The organism is Bosea sp. F3-2, assembly GCF_008253865.1.
In the GTDB taxonomy this organism is placed as follows: Bacteria; Pseudomonadota; Alphaproteobacteria; order Rhizobiales; family Beijerinckiaceae; genus Allobosea.
This window is the reverse complement of record NZ_CP042331.1, coordinates 5,200,199-5,215,041: the sequence shown is the minus strand read 5'-3', so window position 1 is coordinate 5,215,041 and position 14,843 is coordinate 5,200,199. Positions and strand designations below refer to the sequence as shown.

Annotated in this window: 16 protein-coding genes; 7 read left to right on the top strand and 9 right to left on the bottom strand. The window is 67.5% G+C overall.

The window, feature by feature from the left end; genetic code table 11:
• The first annotated feature begins 164 nt into the window (after nt 1-164).
• The 7 genes from pdxR to FQV39_RS24055 all read left to right on the top strand — a co-directional run bounded on the left by pdxR (nt 165) and on the right by FQV39_RS24055 (nt 6,787).
• Nucleotides 165-1,664: a MocR-like pyridoxine biosynthesis transcription factor PdxR gene (gene pdxR, locus FQV39_RS24085; RefSeq protein ID WP_149132602.1), complete on the top strand. Its 1,500-nt coding sequence runs from the start codon at nt 165-167 to the stop codon at nt 1,662-1,664.
• 151 nt (nt 1,665-1,815) lie between these two features.
• On the top strand, nt 1,816-2,589 hold the full coding sequence (locus FQV39_RS24080; protein ID WP_149132601.1) for an ABC transporter ATP-binding protein: 774 nt from the start codon (nt 1,816-1,818) through the stop codon (nt 2,587-2,589).
• Nucleotides 2,590-2,616: 27 nt separating this feature from the next.
• A complete protein-coding gene (locus FQV39_RS24075; RefSeq protein ID WP_149132600.1) occupies nt 2,617-3,399 on the top strand; it encodes a transporter substrate-binding domain-containing protein in 783 nt (260 codons plus the stop codon).
• A 48-nt stretch (nt 3,400-3,447) separates the two neighbouring features.
• The gene (locus FQV39_RS24070) at nt 3,448-4,146 is read left to right on the top strand and encodes an ABC transporter permease (protein ID WP_149134010.1); all 699 of its coding nucleotides are present in this window, start codon (nt 3,448-3,450) and stop codon (nt 4,144-4,146) included.
• Nucleotides 4,143-4,871, top strand: coding sequence for an ABC transporter permease (locus FQV39_RS24065; protein ID WP_149132599.1), 729 nt, complete (start codon nt 4,143-4,145; stop codon nt 4,869-4,871). The genes FQV39_RS24070 and FQV39_RS24065 overlap by 4 nt, the downstream gene beginning before the upstream one ends.
• On the top strand, nt 4,858-5,643 hold the full coding sequence (locus FQV39_RS24060; protein WP_149132598.1) for an inositol monophosphatase family protein: 786 nt from the start codon (nt 4,858-4,860) through the stop codon (nt 5,641-5,643). The genes FQV39_RS24065 and FQV39_RS24060 overlap by 14 nt, the downstream gene beginning before the upstream one ends.
• A gap of 364 nt (nt 5,644-6,007) precedes the next feature.
• The gene (locus FQV39_RS24055; RefSeq protein ID WP_149132597.1) at nt 6,008-6,787 is read left to right on the top strand and encodes a helix-turn-helix transcriptional regulator; all 780 of its coding nucleotides are present in this window, start codon (nt 6,008-6,010) and stop codon (nt 6,785-6,787) included.
• Nucleotides 6,788-6,797: 10 nt separating this feature from the next.
• Here the strand turns inward: FQV39_RS24055 and maiA are convergent, their stop codons facing one another.
• From maiA to FQV39_RS24010, 9 genes are all read right to left on the bottom strand, one after another.
• Nucleotides 6,798-7,430, bottom strand: coding sequence for a maleylacetoacetate isomerase (maiA, locus tag FQV39_RS24050; RefSeq protein WP_149134009.1), 633 nt, complete (start codon nt 7,428-7,430; stop codon nt 6,798-6,800).
• A 154-nt stretch (nt 7,431-7,584) separates the two neighbouring features.
• The gene (locus FQV39_RS24045) at nt 7,585-8,355 is read right to left on the bottom strand and encodes an SDR family NAD(P)-dependent oxidoreductase (RefSeq protein ID WP_149132596.1); all 771 of its coding nucleotides are present in this window, start codon (nt 8,353-8,355) and stop codon (nt 7,585-7,587) included.
• A 49-nt stretch (nt 8,356-8,404) separates the two neighbouring features.
• Nucleotides 8,405-9,235, bottom strand: coding sequence for an SDR family NAD(P)-dependent oxidoreductase (locus FQV39_RS24040; protein ID WP_187640041.1), 831 nt, complete (start codon nt 9,233-9,235; stop codon nt 8,405-8,407).
• A gap of 37 nt (nt 9,236-9,272) precedes the next feature.
• Nucleotides 9,273-9,893: a glutathione S-transferase family protein gene (locus FQV39_RS24035; protein WP_149132594.1), complete on the bottom strand. Its 621-nt coding sequence runs from the start codon at nt 9,891-9,893 to the stop codon at nt 9,273-9,275.
• Entirely contained in the window at nt 9,890-11,605 is a 1,716-nt protein-coding gene (locus FQV39_RS24030) for an FAD-dependent oxidoreductase (RefSeq protein WP_149132593.1), read from the bottom strand. The genes FQV39_RS24035 and FQV39_RS24030 overlap by 4 nt, the downstream gene beginning before the upstream one ends.
• 14 nt (nt 11,606-11,619) lie before the next feature.
• On the bottom strand, nt 11,620-12,363 hold the full coding sequence (locus FQV39_RS24025) for an SDR family NAD(P)-dependent oxidoreductase (protein WP_149132592.1): 744 nt from the start codon (nt 12,361-12,363) through the stop codon (nt 11,620-11,622).
• Nucleotides 12,364-12,399: 36 nt separating this feature from the next.
• A complete protein-coding gene (locus tag FQV39_RS24020) occupies nt 12,400-13,113 on the bottom strand; it encodes an ABC transporter ATP-binding protein (RefSeq protein WP_149132591.1) in 714 nt (237 codons plus the stop codon).
• Nucleotides 13,106-13,873 (bottom strand): ABC transporter ATP-binding protein, encoded by a 768-nt coding sequence (locus FQV39_RS24015; protein WP_149132590.1) that lies wholly within the window; start codon nt 13,871-13,873, stop codon nt 13,106-13,108. Before FQV39_RS24015 ends, FQV39_RS24020 begins: the two co-directional genes overlap by 8 nt.
• Nucleotides 13,860-14,843 (bottom strand): branched-chain amino acid ABC transporter permease, encoded by a 984-nt coding sequence (locus FQV39_RS24010; RefSeq protein ID WP_210251138.1) that lies wholly within the window; start codon nt 14,841-14,843, stop codon nt 13,860-13,862. The genes FQV39_RS24015 and FQV39_RS24010 overlap by 14 nt, the downstream gene beginning before the upstream one ends.

Genomic DNA, 14,843 nt, shown 5'->3' with positions numbered 1-14,843 from the left:
AGGAAGCAGTCCTTCAGGCCCGTCCGTTAGAGGTCCATTCGCGAGCCCTCTTGAACCATGCCGTGTCGCTCGACCCCGGTCACCCGTGAGGTCTCTTAGAAACAGACTTGGAGAATCCACCGCCTGAGTCCATTCGGATAATCGCGTCAGCTTGACGAGGGCGAATGGCCAACCAGTTCAATTATCCTGTCTGGAACCTGATCAGACTCGATCGCGACAGCGAGACGCCGCTTTACGCGCAGATCTTCGCCCAGTTTCGGACGAGCATCATTGAGGGGATGCTTCCGCGCGGGACGCGCCTGCCGCCCAGCCGCATACTGGCCAAAGAGCTATCGCTGGCCCGCAATACGGTGGTGCAATCCTATGACCGGCTGGAAGCGGAAGGCTATGTTCGGCGCATCCACGGCTCCGGCACCTTTGTCGACAAGGTGCTGCCCGAGGATCACCAGACGCGTGCCAAACCTGCCCGGCCTACGCGACCGCCGGGCAAGACCGTGCTTTCGGAGCGCGCGACCCGGCTTATTGGATTTCGCCTGCCGTCCGAGCGTTCCGAGACGCTGGGCCTCAGTCCCGGCGTGCCCGCTCTCGACGAGTTTCCCTATGAGATCTTCAGCCGGATCGCTGCTCGGCACTGGCGTTCGCGCGCCATCTCGCAGACGGGCTACGGCATGGGCCACCCGGGGGCCGGGCTGACGCAACAGATCGCCACCTATCTGGCCGAAGCGAGGGGGCTGGCCTGTGCTCCAGAACAGGTCATCGTCATCGGCAGCACGCTCCAGGCGGCTGCGCTCGTCGCCCATGTCCTGCTCGATGCCGGGGACGAGGTCGCGGTCGAGGATCCCGGCCATCTGGCCGAGCTCGCCACCTTCGAACTCAGCGGCTTGCGCATCCGGCCGGTGCCGGTGGACGAGATGGGGCTCGACGCCGTCGCACTCCCGATACGGGCGGACGAGGGGCCGCTGCCGAAGCTGATCGTCGTCTCCCCGGTCGAGCAGTTCCCGTTCGGATGCTCGATGCCTCCGGCGCGACGCCAGGCGCTGCTCGCCTGGGCGCAGGCGCATGGCAGCTGGGTGCTGGAGGACGACTTCAACAGCGAGATCCGCTGGTCGGGACAAGCACAGCCGCCGCTCTTCGCTGCCGATACGCAAGGGTGCGTCATCTATACCAGCTCGTTCAACCGCGCTTTGGCTCCCGGTCTCAGGCTGGCCTATCTCGTTGTGCCGCCCGGCCTGGTCGAGGCCTTCACAACGGCGCAGCGCGTCTTCTCGCTTTATGCGCCGCAGCCGGACCAGGCGCTGATCGCCGCCTTCATGGCGGAAGGACATCTGGCGGCGCATCTGCGGCGCATGCGGGCGATTTATCGGGAGCGTTCGCTCCTGCTGGCGCAGCATCTGCGGCAGCGCCTCGGAGAGCGCTTCGTCGTCCCCCACGTCACAGCGGGCCTGCACATGACGATCAGACCGCGCGTCCCGTTCGATGATGCCGCCGCGGCGGCATCCCTTCTGGGTTGGGGTTTCGACTGCCCGCCCCTGTCGCAGTATTGCCGCGGCCCGGCTCAGCGCGGGCTTGTTCTCGGCTTCGGTAACACCAGCACCGAGAAGCTGCCGGCCTGTGCCGAAGCGGTGGCGCGCGCTGTCGAGACGGCCTGCGAACCCGCCAGGTAGGCTGCACAGCCGCGGTGGGAGGTGTCGCCTCCCGGTCCAGCCCATCGCCGCGATTTGGCCGAGGCCGAAACTGGACTCTAGCGAAAGCGCGAAATTGGACCTTGGGCGGTCCCTCCGCGCCCCTCATGTTCTCGGCAGCAGCGGAGCCCCCATGAACGTCGAACGCAGCATCGTCCTAGAGGTCGAGGGAATTCGGAAGCAGTTCGGGGACCTGGTCGTCCTCAAGGGGCTGGATCTCACGGCGCGCAGCCATGACGTCGTCACGATGATCGGCGCCAGCGGCTCGGGCAAGAGCACCTTCCTGCGCTGCATCAACTTCCTCGAGCTTCCCGATGCCGGCACCATCCGCTTCGAGGGCGAGACGGTCCGGCTGGCGCAGCAGCGCGCCGGCCAGGCCCAGCTCGACCGGAAGCAGATCAACCGAATGCGCAGCCGCATCGGCATGGTGTTCCAGAGCTTCAATCTCTGGACCCATCTGACCGTGCTGGAGAACATCGCGGTGGCGCCGATCAAGGTGCTCGGCCTCAGTCGCAAGGAAGCGACGGAGCGTGCGGAAGCCTATCTCGAAAAGGTCGGACTGATCGAGAAGCGCCACGCCTACCCGGCTCATATCTCCGGAGGGCAGCAGCAGCGCGTGGGCATTGCCCGGGCCCTCGCGATGGAGCCGGCGCTGCTGCTCTTCGACGAGCCGACATCGGCGCTCGATCCCGAACTGGTGGGCGAAGTGCTGGCCGTCATGCGCACGCTCGCCGCGGAGGGACGCACCATGATCATCGTGACCCATGAGATGGGTTTCGCCCGCGAGATTTCCAGCGAGGTCCTGTTCCTGTACCGGGGCGTCGTCGAGGAGCGCGGCCCACCTGAGCAGGTTCTCGGCGATCCGTGCTCCGAGCGCTGCCGGGCCTTTCTGCAACGCGTCCTGTGAATCGAGCCGTCAAAAGGGGAGAACGTCATGCTGAAGCCATTTCTCGTCGCCGCCGGATTGCTCGGCACCTTCATCGCAGGGGCCGCTGCGAAGGACATCAAGGTCGGCAGCGAGTGCACCTACCCGCCCTTCAACTTCCGCGACGCCAAGGGCGAATTGCAGGGCTTCGACATCGATGTCGCCCGTGAGATCGGCAAGCGCCTGAACGTCAATCTCGTCTTCGTCTGCCAGCAATGGGACGGCATGATCCCGGCGCTACTCGCGGGCAAGTTCGACCTGATCGTGGCGAGCATGTCGATCACCGACGAGCGCAAGAAGTCGATCGACTTCAGCGTGCCCTATCGCTCCTCCACGGCTCGCTTCATCGGCGCCAAGACGCTGAACGTCGCGCCGGTCTCGGCCGACGGCAAGCCGGACCCGAAGGCGCTGACCGGCAAGACGGTCGGCCTCCAGCGCTCCTCGACCTACGAGCAGTTCATGACCAAGGAATTCCCGGGCGTGAAGATCGCGCAATACGACACGGTCGATAACCTGCTGCTCGACCTGCAGTCGGGCCGGATCGACCTCGCCTTCGCCGGGCCGATCAAGCTCGACGGCGACTTCCTCCAGAAGCCGCGTGGCGAGAAATTCCACTTCATCGGCCCCGAGATCAACAATATCGCCTATTTCGGGCCCGGCGTCGGCGTCGCGCTGCGCAAGGATGACAGCGCCCTTCGCGACGAGGTCGATGCGGCGCTGAAGGCCTCGTTCAAAGACGGTTCCTTCAAGGCCATCAACGATCGCTACTGGTCGTTCAGCGTCCTGCCCTGATCGCCCGCGAGCGAGGCAGCCGGCGAGGGAGCCGCGGAGGTGGCGACGATGGATATCCTGATGGGCTGGGGTGGCCAGCTTCTGCACGGCGCGCTGACGACCGTTGAGGTCGCCTTCGCCGCGCTGGCGCTCGGACTCGTCTGGGGCATTCTCGGCGCGCTCGCCCAGCTCTCCCGCTGGTGGCCGGTCAGGCAGTTCGGCTTCTTCTTCACCTTGGTGATGCGCGGCACGCCGGAGCTGCTGATCATCCTCATCATCTATTTCGGCGGCTCGGTCACCCTGACCGGGCTCGCCAAATCCATCGGCGCGACAGCGGGCTTCGTCGAGATTCCCGCCTTCGCCGCCGGCGTCTTCGCGCTCAGCCTCGTCTTCGGCGGCTATGCCGCGGAGGTGCTGCGCGGCGCTTTCCTCGCGATTCCGAAAGGCCAGATCGAGGCCGCGGAGGCCTTTGGCTTCTCCTGGTGGGACGCCTTCACGACGGTGCGCCTGCCGCAGATCTGGCGCTTCGCCCTGCCGGGCCTCGGCAACAACTGGATCTCGCTGATCAAGGACACCTCGCTCGTCTCGGTCGTCGGGCTGGAGGAGATCATGCGGGTCAGCACCATGGCGACCTCGGTCACGGGCGAGCCGTTCCGCTTCTATCTGATCGCTGCCATCATCTTCTACGCGCTTACCACCAGCAACGGCCTGCTCGTCGCCGAGCTGGAACGCCGTGCCAGCCGCGGCGAACGGGAGCTGGTGCGATGAACCCGGCCCTCATGGTCGAGAGCCTGCCCGCGCTGGTGCAGGGCACCTGGCTCAGCTTGCAGCTCCTGACGGCCGCGCTCGTCCTGGGGCTGGCGCTGGCCGTGCCGATGGCGATCGCCAGGCTCGAGGCGTCCCGACCGGTCCGCGCCGTCATCGCCTTCTACATCTCCTTCTTCAGGGGCACGCCGCTCCTGGTCCAGATCTTCCTGGTCTATTACGGCCTGTCGCAATTCGACACCATCCGCGAGAGCGCGCTGTGGCCCTTCATCCGGGAGCCCTGGTTCTGCGCGGTCCTGACCTTCGCGCTGCATACCGCCGCCTATACGGCGAATATCCTACGCGGGGCGATCCAGGCGGTCCCGGCCGGCGAGATCGAGGCGGCCCGTGCCTGCGGCATGTCCGGCCCGATGGCCTATCGCGTCATCATCCTGCCGCGCGCCTTCCGGCTCGCCCTGCCGGCTTATGCCAACGAGGTCGTTAGCATGCTCAAGGCGACGTCCCTGGCGAGCACCATCACGATCATGGAGCTGACCGGCACCGCGAACACGATCGTGGCGCGCACCTTCGCGCCCTACGAGCTCTTCGTGACCGCGGCCGCGATCTACCTCGTCATCGCCGCCATCCTGACCGCAGCCCTGCGAGCCCTCGAATACCGGCTCGCCAGACACCAGCGCGCGCCCGCCACATCGGCGGTGATCGCCGGAGATGCCCATGTCCAAGCCTGACATCCACGCCTTCGCCGGCTTCGCCGAGCGGCTTGCCGACCTCAGCGGCGCGATCATCCGCGAAGCGATCGCCCGGGGCCGGAGCTTCGACACCAAGGCCGATCGCAGCCCGGTCACCGAGATCGACCGCCGCGTCGAGGACCGCCTGCGCCGGGAGCTCGCCTCCGCCCATCCCGATCACGGCATCCTCGGCGAGGAGTTCGAATCCATTGGCCTCGACCGCGATTTCGTCTGGATCATCGATCCGATCGACGGCACCAAGGCCTTCATCACGGGCATCCCGACCTTCGGCACGCTGATCGCGCTGGCCTATCGGGGCACGCCGATCCTCGGCGTCATCGACAACCCCGTCACGGCGGAGCGCTGGATCGGCGGCGACGGGCTGCCGACGCGCCGCAACGGCGAGGTGGTGCAGACCCGCAAGGGCGCGTCGCTAGCTGACGCCATCCTCGGAAACGGCAATCCCGAACCCTTCGATGCCGGCGAGCGCGCGGCCTTCGAGCGGCTGCGCGGCGATACGAAATGGTGTGTCTATGGCGGCGGCTGCCACGCCTATGGCCGCGTCTCCGACGGGGCGCTCGACATCAGCATCGACGGCGGGCTCGACCCGTTCGACTACTGCGCGCTGACGCCGATCGTGCGCAACGCGGGCGGCGCAATCACCGATTGGGGGGGACGGGAACTCACAATCCATTCCGGCCATCGCTGCGTCGTGGCGAGCGGCAGCTCCGCGCTGCATATGGCGGTCCTGGACAAGCTGGTGCAACGATAGCAAGCGACACGCAGGTCATCGCCCGAACCGCTGAGGCATTCGACGCGACGGCCCCGGCAAGATCGCAAGTCACTTCCATAATTGCTGACCTCATTGCGACTGTATCGCTCTCGATCGCTTTCCGAGGACTTAAGCGCCTTGCACACAGCTGCTTGAGCGGACATCGAGAGCGATAGCTCGGCGCAGTTTCTCCCCTCCTTCGAGTTGCGCGCTTCGGCGAGAGCCAGATCTGAGAGATCGATGAGGGCGGCGCGGCGTGCAGGCAAGTTTGCATACCAAATGGGATACTGATATCCATCGCCCTCGGCGAGCACCCGGCTGCGACCATCGTCGCCGCAAAAGAGAGGGCAGCCGGGAGAGAAACATGCAGCTCACGGCGATCGAGCAGGCCATGGCGGCGAGCGACATCCTGTCGGCGATGCCGGATGTCATCGAATCCGTCGGCCGTCGCGACTTTGCGCCCAATCTCTTCAGCGTTGCCCGGCGCTTCACCGGCACCGAGAATTTGACCGCCTTCCTTGCCACCCCCTCGGGTGATGTTCAGACGCTGCTTGCCGAAGACAAGGGGCCGAGCGAGACGGCGCTCAGCGTCGCCCGGCGCTATGTCGCCCGGCACTGGCACGCCGATCCCGCCAACGCGATCGTCGTCGACGGGCGCCAGGACCGGCAGTGCTGGGCCGTGAAGCTCAGGGCAACCGACATCCACAGCTCTGCCTATCGCAGCGAGTGCTATGTCTCGGTCGGACTCTCCGAGCGCTTTTCGCTCTTCCAGAGGCGGCCGGCCGGCACGCTGCGTCTCAGCCTCTATCGCGGCCGCAGGGAGAGTTTCAGCGATGAGGTGATTGCCAGGCTGATCGGCTGCGCGCCGCTCTTGATGGCGGCGCTCTGGCGTCACCACGAGGCGAATGGCTCCACCCAGGGCAGCAACACCGCTGCGGACTTCCGGGCACGACTGGAGAAGGTCGCGCCCTGCCTCTCCGCCCGCGAGCGCGACGTCTGCTCGCTGGTCGCGGCCGGCGTCACCTCGGAAGGGATCGCGCTCGAGCTCGGCGTCGGCCTCAACACCGTGCTGACCTATCGCAAGCGCGCCTATGCCCGGCTCGGCATCTCGTCGCAGAACGAGCTGACGCGCCTGCTGATGTGAGCCGCCGGGCTCAGGCCGCGTCGGGCTGCCTGTCGGGTTGCGCCGCGACGAAAGCGGGCAGTTCGGCGCAAGCCGCATCGATCGCGACAAGTTTTGGATAGGGCGTCAGATCGACCTTGAAGCGCCGGGCGTTGCCGATCTGTGGCACCAGGCAGATATCGGCGAGCGTCGGCGCCGCACCGAAGCAATAGGGGCCGGTCTCGTCGCGCAGCAGCGCCTCGCAGGTCGAAAGGCCATCGGAGATCACCTCCGCAGCCCAGCCCCGGACCTGAACCTCCGACCAGCCGGCGGCTCGCAGCCGGTTCAGCACCTTGAGATTCTGCAGCGGATGGGTGTCGCAGGCGATGGTCAGCGCGAAGGCCTCGACTTTGGCGCGCTGGAGCGAGTCGGCCGGCAGGAAGGCTGGCTCGGGCACCAGTCGGTCGAGCCAGCCGATGATCGCGAGCGACTGCGTCAGGACGTGTCCGTCCGCGAATTCGAGGGCGGGGACGAGCTTTTGCGGGTTCAGCGCCGCATAGGCCGGATCGAGATGGGCGCCGGTGCGCAGATTATGCGACACGCTGGCAGGCTCCAGATGCTTCAGCGCGAAGGCGATGCGCACGCGCCAGGCGGCGGACGAACGGAAATAGCCATGCAGGATCATCGACATCCCTCCGTCTGCAGAGCCGGATGCTTTCAGATGGAATCGCAAAGCGTTTCCATCTGAAAGCTGAATCCGTCTCTCATCAAAAAGCGAGAGCAGGATTCATGCGAAAAACCGGTTCCCACTTTTTCGCATCCTGCTCTTGCCTCGCGCGTCAGGCCATCCGGTAGCCGCCATTCACGTCGAGGGTCGCCCCCGTGATGTAGGAGGCTTCAGCCGAGAGCAGGAAGCCGACGGCACCCGCAATGTCCTCCGGCAGGCCGAGCCTGCCAAGGGGCACCGCCTTGGCGAGCGTGTCGAGCGTGTCGGCCGGTGCTGAGCTCGGCGTGGCGGCCGCCAGCATCGGTGCGTCGATGACGCCGGGCGCGACGCAGTTCACGGTGATCTTCAGCGGCGCGAGCTCGCGCGCCATCGCCTTGGTGAAGCCGAGGATCGCGGATTTCGACGAGATATAGCTCGACGAGCCGCGATAGCCGCCGAGTTCGGCCGCGACCGAGCTCGTCGTGGTGACGCGCCCGCCCTCGACGGGGTTGTCGCGGCGGCGGCGCCCATAGGCGCGGATGCAGAGGAAGACGCCGCGGGTGTTGACCGCATGGGTGCGTTCCCAATCATCGAGCGTCATGTCGAAGATGGTCGGGCGCTCGCCATTCGCCGCCATCAGCAGGATGCCGGCATTGCAGACCAGCCCGGTTATCGCGCCGTGCTCGGCTTCGAGGGCGGTGAACAGCGCTTCGACCGAGGCTTCGTCCGCGACATCGACCGCCCAGGCGCTGTGCCCCTCACCGGGCAGGCTCGCGGCGACGGCTGCGGCCGGCTCGCGCGTCAGATCGGCGACGGCGACGCGCCAGCCATCCTCGGCGAGCTTCTGCGCGATGGCGGCGCCGATGCCGCGTCCTGCGCCGGTGACCAGAGCGAGCTTCTTCATCGTCGGGATTCCCATGGTTGATCGGGGCGCCAGCCCAAGAAGGAGGGCGCTATTCGGCGTAGGCGCCGGTGGCGAGCAGGGACTTGGAGGAGAGGTCGCGGCCGTTCCGGCGCGTGAAGAAGCCGGCGGAGACGCCGCCATCGGCCATGATCAGCGCGCCGTTGATGTAGCTCGACAGCTCCGAGAGCAGGAACAGGCAGACATTCGCGATCTCCTGCGGCTGGGCGAGGCGGCCGAGCGGTGTGCGGTCCTCCATCACCTCGCCGACGAAGCGCTCCGGAATGCCGGCCCGGATCATCGGCGTGTCGGTCGCGCTCGGCCCGACGGAATTCACCCTGATGCCATAAGAGCCCCATTCGATCGCTAGATCGCGGGTCAGGCCGACGACGCCGGCCTTCGAGGCACAGTAATGCGCTCGGCCCGACTGGCCGCCGAGCGAAGAGGTCGAGCCGATGGTGACGATCGCGCCGCGTCCGCGCGCGACCATGCGCTTGCCGACCGCCTGACAGGAATAGAAGGTTCCGCTCAGATTGACGCCGATCACCGCCTCCCAGCTGTCGGAGGTGAGCTCGGTGGCGGGCGCAGGTCGGGAGATGCCGGCGGCGGTGATCAGCCCGTCGAGCGGGCCGAGCTGTTCCTCGATCCCGGCGACTGCTGCCTCGGTCGCGGCCGCGTCGCGCACGTCGAAGCTCGTCGCGACGGCACGCCGCCCCAGCGCCTTGATCTCGCGGGCGACCGCGGCCGCGCCCTCGGCATTGCTGTCGGCGATGGCGAGAGCGGCACCTTCGCCGGCGAGCGCCAGCGCGCATGTCCGGCCGATGCCAGAGGCGCCGCCGGTCACCAGGACGATCCTGTCGGCGAGTCCCAGTGAAACGCTCATGATCCCATCCTCCAGCCTTGGACTGGTGCAGCCCGGATCAGCCGAGCTTCTGGCCGGCGAAAGCCGGGCGCTGTTCGATGCGCGCGAACCAGGCGGCGGCGGCCGGATGGCCATCGCGCCAGCCGAGATCGGCGAAGCGCAGGTCGAGATAGGCGAGCGCGCTGGCGAAGGTGATGGTGCCGATATCGACCCGCTCGCCGAAGCCGGGCGCCTTCCCCTCGATCATGGCGAGGGCGGCCTTGACCTTGGTCATCTGACCCTCGTTCCAGCGCTCCCAGCGCTTGTCCTCCGGGCGCAGCAGGCCCTCATAACGGGCGAGCAGCGCGGCATCGAGCAGCCCATCGCCGACGCTCTGCTCGAACAGGGCGTTCCAGCGCGCGGCGGGGTCAGAGGGGAAGATCTCGCCGCCGGCACGGTGGTTGAGATACTCGCAGATCACGCGGCTGTCGGCGATTACTGCGCCGTCCTCGGTCATCAGTGTCGGCACCTGGCCGAGCGGGTTGACCTTGATGATGTTCTGCTCGCGGGCGAGCGGCCCACCGGATTTGTAGTCCTGCGAGACGTCCTGCATCTCGATCTGGTCGATCAGGCCGAGCTCGGCGGCGGTGATCCGCACCTTGCGGACGAAGGGAGAGGTGGCGGACTGGTAGAGCTTCATGAGCCGGCCCTTTCGCTGGACGGGAGATGGTCGGGCTCGGCGGCAAGCGCACGCCCGGCGATGAAGCCGAAGGTCAGCGCCGGACCGAGCGTGATGCCGGCGCCGGGATAGGCGCCCGCCATGATCGAGTTCATGTCGTTGCCGCAGGCATAGAGGCCGGGGATCGGCCGCTCGTCCTGGCCGAGCACGCGCGCCTCAGTGTCGCAGATCAGCCCGGTCGCGGTGCCGATATCGCCCGGCCAGACCTTGACCGCGTAGAAGGGCGCGGTCTCAACCGGCCCGAGGCAGGGGTTCGGCTTCCGGGCCGCATCTCCGAGATAGCGGTTGTACTCGCTCGAGCCCTTGCCGAAAGCGGGATCGTTGCCGCTCTCGGCCGCCGCGGTCATCGCGCTTGCCTCGGCTGCGAGCGCAGCCGCCGGGACGCCGATCTTCGCCGCGAGTTCCGCGAGCGTCGCGCCCTGGTAGAGATAGCCGGCTTCGACGAAGGCGGCCGGCGAACGCATGCCCGGATAGACCAGGCCGAGCCCGTATTTGCGCAGGAAGACGCTGTCGCAGACCAGATAGGCCGGCACGGCACCGGCGGCATGCATCGCCTCGACGAAGCCGTGATAGGAGGTCGCCTCGTTGACGAAGCGCCGGCCCTGGCTGTCCACCGCAATCAGCCCGGGCTTGGCCCGGTCGAGGATCAGGTGGGGGAACTTGACCTCGCTGCCATCGCTCTTCTTCAGCACCGAGACGGGAGTCCAGAAGGCGGCGCCGATATTGTCGTCGCGCAAAGCCCCGCCTGCCGCGAGGCCGAGGCGGATGCCGTCGCCGGTGTCGCTGGCAGGCGCCATCGAGCGATGGGTGTCGGCATGCGGCATGAGCTCCCGGCGCATCTCGGCATTGGCCGGAAAGCCGCCTGCGGCGAGCACGACGCCCCGCCTCGAGCCGATCCGCCCCAGGCCTTGCGTGCTCTTGGCGACGACGCCGACCACCGCGCCGTCGCGATTGATCAGCGTGTCCGCGCCCGTGTTGACGCGCAGATCGACCCCGGCCTGGCGCGCCGATTTCAGCAGGCGCCCGGCGAGCGCATTGCCCATCAGCAGGCGGGCGCCGCGCGGATGGCGCAGCCGGTCGCGGCCATACTGCAGCAGGAGCTTGGCGCTGTGCCAGAAATTCGCAACGCTGCCGAAGCGGCCGACCAGCGCGTCAATGTCCTTGCGGTTGACCATCATGCCGCCGAGGACGGTGAATTCCTTCAGCGGCTGCCGCAGCAGCGCAAAATCGGCGCCGAGCTCATTGCCGTCATAGGGGGCGGGGTCGATGGTACGCCCGCCCTTGGCCGCGCCCGGCTGCTCGGGCTGGTAGTCGGGCGAATAGGCCCGCGCCTCGAACTTCAAGGCGGTCTCGCGCTCGAAGAAGCGCACCATTTCCGGGCCGTTGTCGAGGAAGGCGCGCATCAGGTCGGGCCGCAGCCGGTTGCCGAGCACGGCCGAGACATAGCTCATCGCCGCCTCGCGTGTATCGGCATGGCCGGCCTTGGCGGCGTGTGGGTTCTCCGGCACCCACATGGCGCCGCCGGAGACCGCGGTGCTGCCGCCGATGAACTCGCTCTTCTCGATCAGCACGACCTTGAGCCCCGCCTTAGCGGCAGTGATCGCGGCCGACATGCCGCCGGCCCCCGAACCGACCACCACGACGTCGCAGATCTCGTCGAAGCCTTCCGACATGCGCATCGCTCCGCTCAGAACCCGAGCCCGCCGCCGAGCGACTTGCCGCCATCGACCATCAGCACCTGCCCGTAGATGAACTGGGTCTGCGGCGAGGCGAGGAAGGCGACGGCGTTGGCGATGTCGGCCGGCTGGGCCAGGCTGCCGGTGGGCTGCAGCGCGAGCAGCGCGGCCCGCGCTTCCTCCGATTGCCTGGCGACCATCTCGGTCTCGACTCCGCCTGGCGCGACGGCGTTGACCATGATGCCCTGCGGCAGCAACTCCATCGCCATGGCGCGCGTCAGCCCGACCACGGCCGCCTTCGAGGCGACGTAATGGGCGTGGTTGCGGGCGCCCAGGAAGACGCGGGAGGCGATGTTGATGATGCGCCCGCCGGCGCCCATGCGCCGCGCCGCCGCCTGCGAGAGGATGAACAGCGCCGTGACGTTGACGCTCATCATCCGGGTGAAATCCTCGGCTTCCAGCTCGAAGAACGGCTTGTTCTCGAAGATGCCGGCATTGTTGACGACCACCGCCGGAGTCGGCAGGCGCTCGACCAGAGCCCGGATGGCGGCATGGTCGGCGAGGTCGATCGGCTCGAAGAAAGCGCTATGCCCCTTGGTCGAGAGCTCGGCCGCGCAGGCCAGCCCCGCCTCGCGCTCGCGGTCGAGGATCGCCACGGCAAAGCCGTCCTTGCAGAGCCGCTCCGCGATCGCCCTGCCAATGCCCCTGGCCGCGCCCGTGACCAGGGCTAGCGGCTTCTCCTGCGGCGCGTTCATGCCATTTCCTTGCTGTCCTGCTGGGTCATGGCGGGCTCAGCCGCCGAGATAGGTGCGGCGCACGCTGTCGTCGCGGCGCAGCGTCTCCGAGGGGCCTTCCAGCGCCATCTCGCCGTTTTCGAGAATGTAGGCATAGCTCGAGCAGCCGAGCGCGATCGCGGCGTTCTGCTCGACGAGCAGGATGGTCAGCCCGTCCTTGTTCAGCCGTTCGATGATCGCGAAAATCTGCTGCACCAGCACGGGCGAGAGGCCGAGCGAGGGCTCGTCGAGCAGTAGCAGGCGGGGCCCCGCCATCAGGGCGCGACCGATCAGCAGCATCTGCTGCTCGCCGCCGGAGAGCGTGCCGGCCTTCTGCTGCAGCCGCTCGCGCAGCTTCGGGAAATAGTCGAAGACACGCTCGAGATCGCGCTTCACCCCGGCCGGATCACTGCGGCGATAAGCGCCCATGTCGAGGTTTTCGCGCACGCTCATGTCGCGAAACACCTCGCGCCCTTCCGGCACCTGCAGGATGCCGCCGGAGACGACCTTGTGCGACGGCCAGCCCTGGATCGCTTCGCCGGCGAAGCGGATCGTGCCGCGCGTCACCGGCACGAGCCGGGAGACGGTGTTCAGCGTCGTGCTCTTGCCGGCGCCGTTCGAGCCGAGAAGGGCGACGATCGCCCCCTCCGGCACCCGCAGCGACACCTCCGACAGCGCCTGGATGCGGCCATAGGAGGCCGAGATCCCCTCGATCTCGAGCAGGTCAGGCATGGGCGTTCTCCCGGCCGAGATAGGCTTCGATGACGGCTGGGTGCGCGCGCACCTCGGAGGCCGTGCCCTCGGCGATCTTGGTGCCGAAGCTCAGCACGGTGATGCGGTCCGAGATCGACATCACCAACTGCATGACGTGCTCGACCAGCAGGATGGTGAGGCCGTCCTGGTCGCGCAGCTCGCAGAGCAGCCGGTCGAGCGCGGCGATCTCGCGGTTGCGCAGCCCCGCCGCCGGCTCGTCGAGCAGCAGAAGCTTCGGCCGGATCGCGAGCGCTCGCGCGATCTCGACCATCTTCTGGTGACCGAAATCGAGGTTGCGGGCCTTGGACTGGGCGTAGTCCGCCAAGCCGGTGCGTTCGAGCAGATGCTCGACATACTCGACGATGCCGCGCGGCCTTGCGCTCATCGCGTCGCGCCAGGAGCGGCCGGCATGGACATGCGCGCCGATCAGCACGTTCTCGAAGACGGTGAGCTCGGCGAACAGCTCGAGATTCTGGAAGCTGCGGGCGATGCCGAGCCCGGCCATCTCCTTTGCGGGCAGCCGCGTGATGTCGCGTCCGTCGAAGGTGATGCGGCCTTCGCTCGGCGTGTAGAAGCGCGAGATGCAGTTGAAGGTCGTCGACTTGCCGGCGCCGTTCGGGCCGATCAGGGCGTGGATGCTGCCCTTGGCGACGGCCATGTCGAGTCCGCCGACCGCGGTCAGTCCGCCGAAGCGGATCGTCAGCCCCGCGACGTCGAGGAAGGGGTCAGCGGCGGCCATGGCGCGCCTCCCTGATCCGGTCGCCGATGAAGGCGAAGAGGCCGCGCGGCGCATACATCATGAACAGGATCAGGATGCCGCCATAGATGATCTCCTGATACTGCGGCGCCTGGCGCAGCACCTCGGAGATCAGGCCGAAGACGATCGCTCCGCCGACCGCACCCGCAATCGAGCCGAGCCCGCCGACCACGACCATGGTCAGCACCAGGATGGTGGTCTGGAATCCGAGGCTGTCGGGATGGATGAAGGTCTGGAACAGCCCGAACATGCCGCCGGCGAAGCCAGCGATCGCGGCCGAGAGGCCGAAGGCGATGACGCGGGTGCGCTTGATGTCGATACCCATCGCCATGGCGGCGACCTCGGATTCGCGCACGGCCCGGAAGGAGCGGCCGAGACGCGAGCGCGAGATCGCGATCGTCACCCCGATCATCAGCAGGCAGAAGAAGACGACGAAGGGATAGGCCTGCTTGTCGCTGAGGATTTCGAGCGGTCCGAAGCGGGCCGGGCTGATGCGCAGGCCGTTCGGGCCGTTGGTGACGCTGTCCCAGTTGGCGAAGACCCATTGCATCGCCTCGCCGAAGGCGAAGGTGGCGAGCGCGAGATAGATGTCGCGCATGCGCAGGGCGAGCGCGCCGATGAACAGGCCGACTGCCCCGGCGACGAGAGCGCCGAACAGCATGGCGACGGGATAGGGCAGGTCGACGGCGCGGTTCGCCAGCGCGCTGGCATAGATGCCGATGCCGTAGAAGGCGGCGTGCGCCATCGAGAACTGGCCGGTCTCGCCGATCACGATGTGCAGGCCCAGGCACAGCACCACGAACACCAGCAGCAGGTTCGCGATGTAGATGACGTAACCGGAGGTGAAGACGGGCAGCGCGACGAGGACGAGCGCGGCCGCGGCGAGGGCGGCGAGGGCTTGCGGCGAGATCGCGCGCCGGGCGGCCGCCGGGGTTGCTGTGGTCGTTGTCAC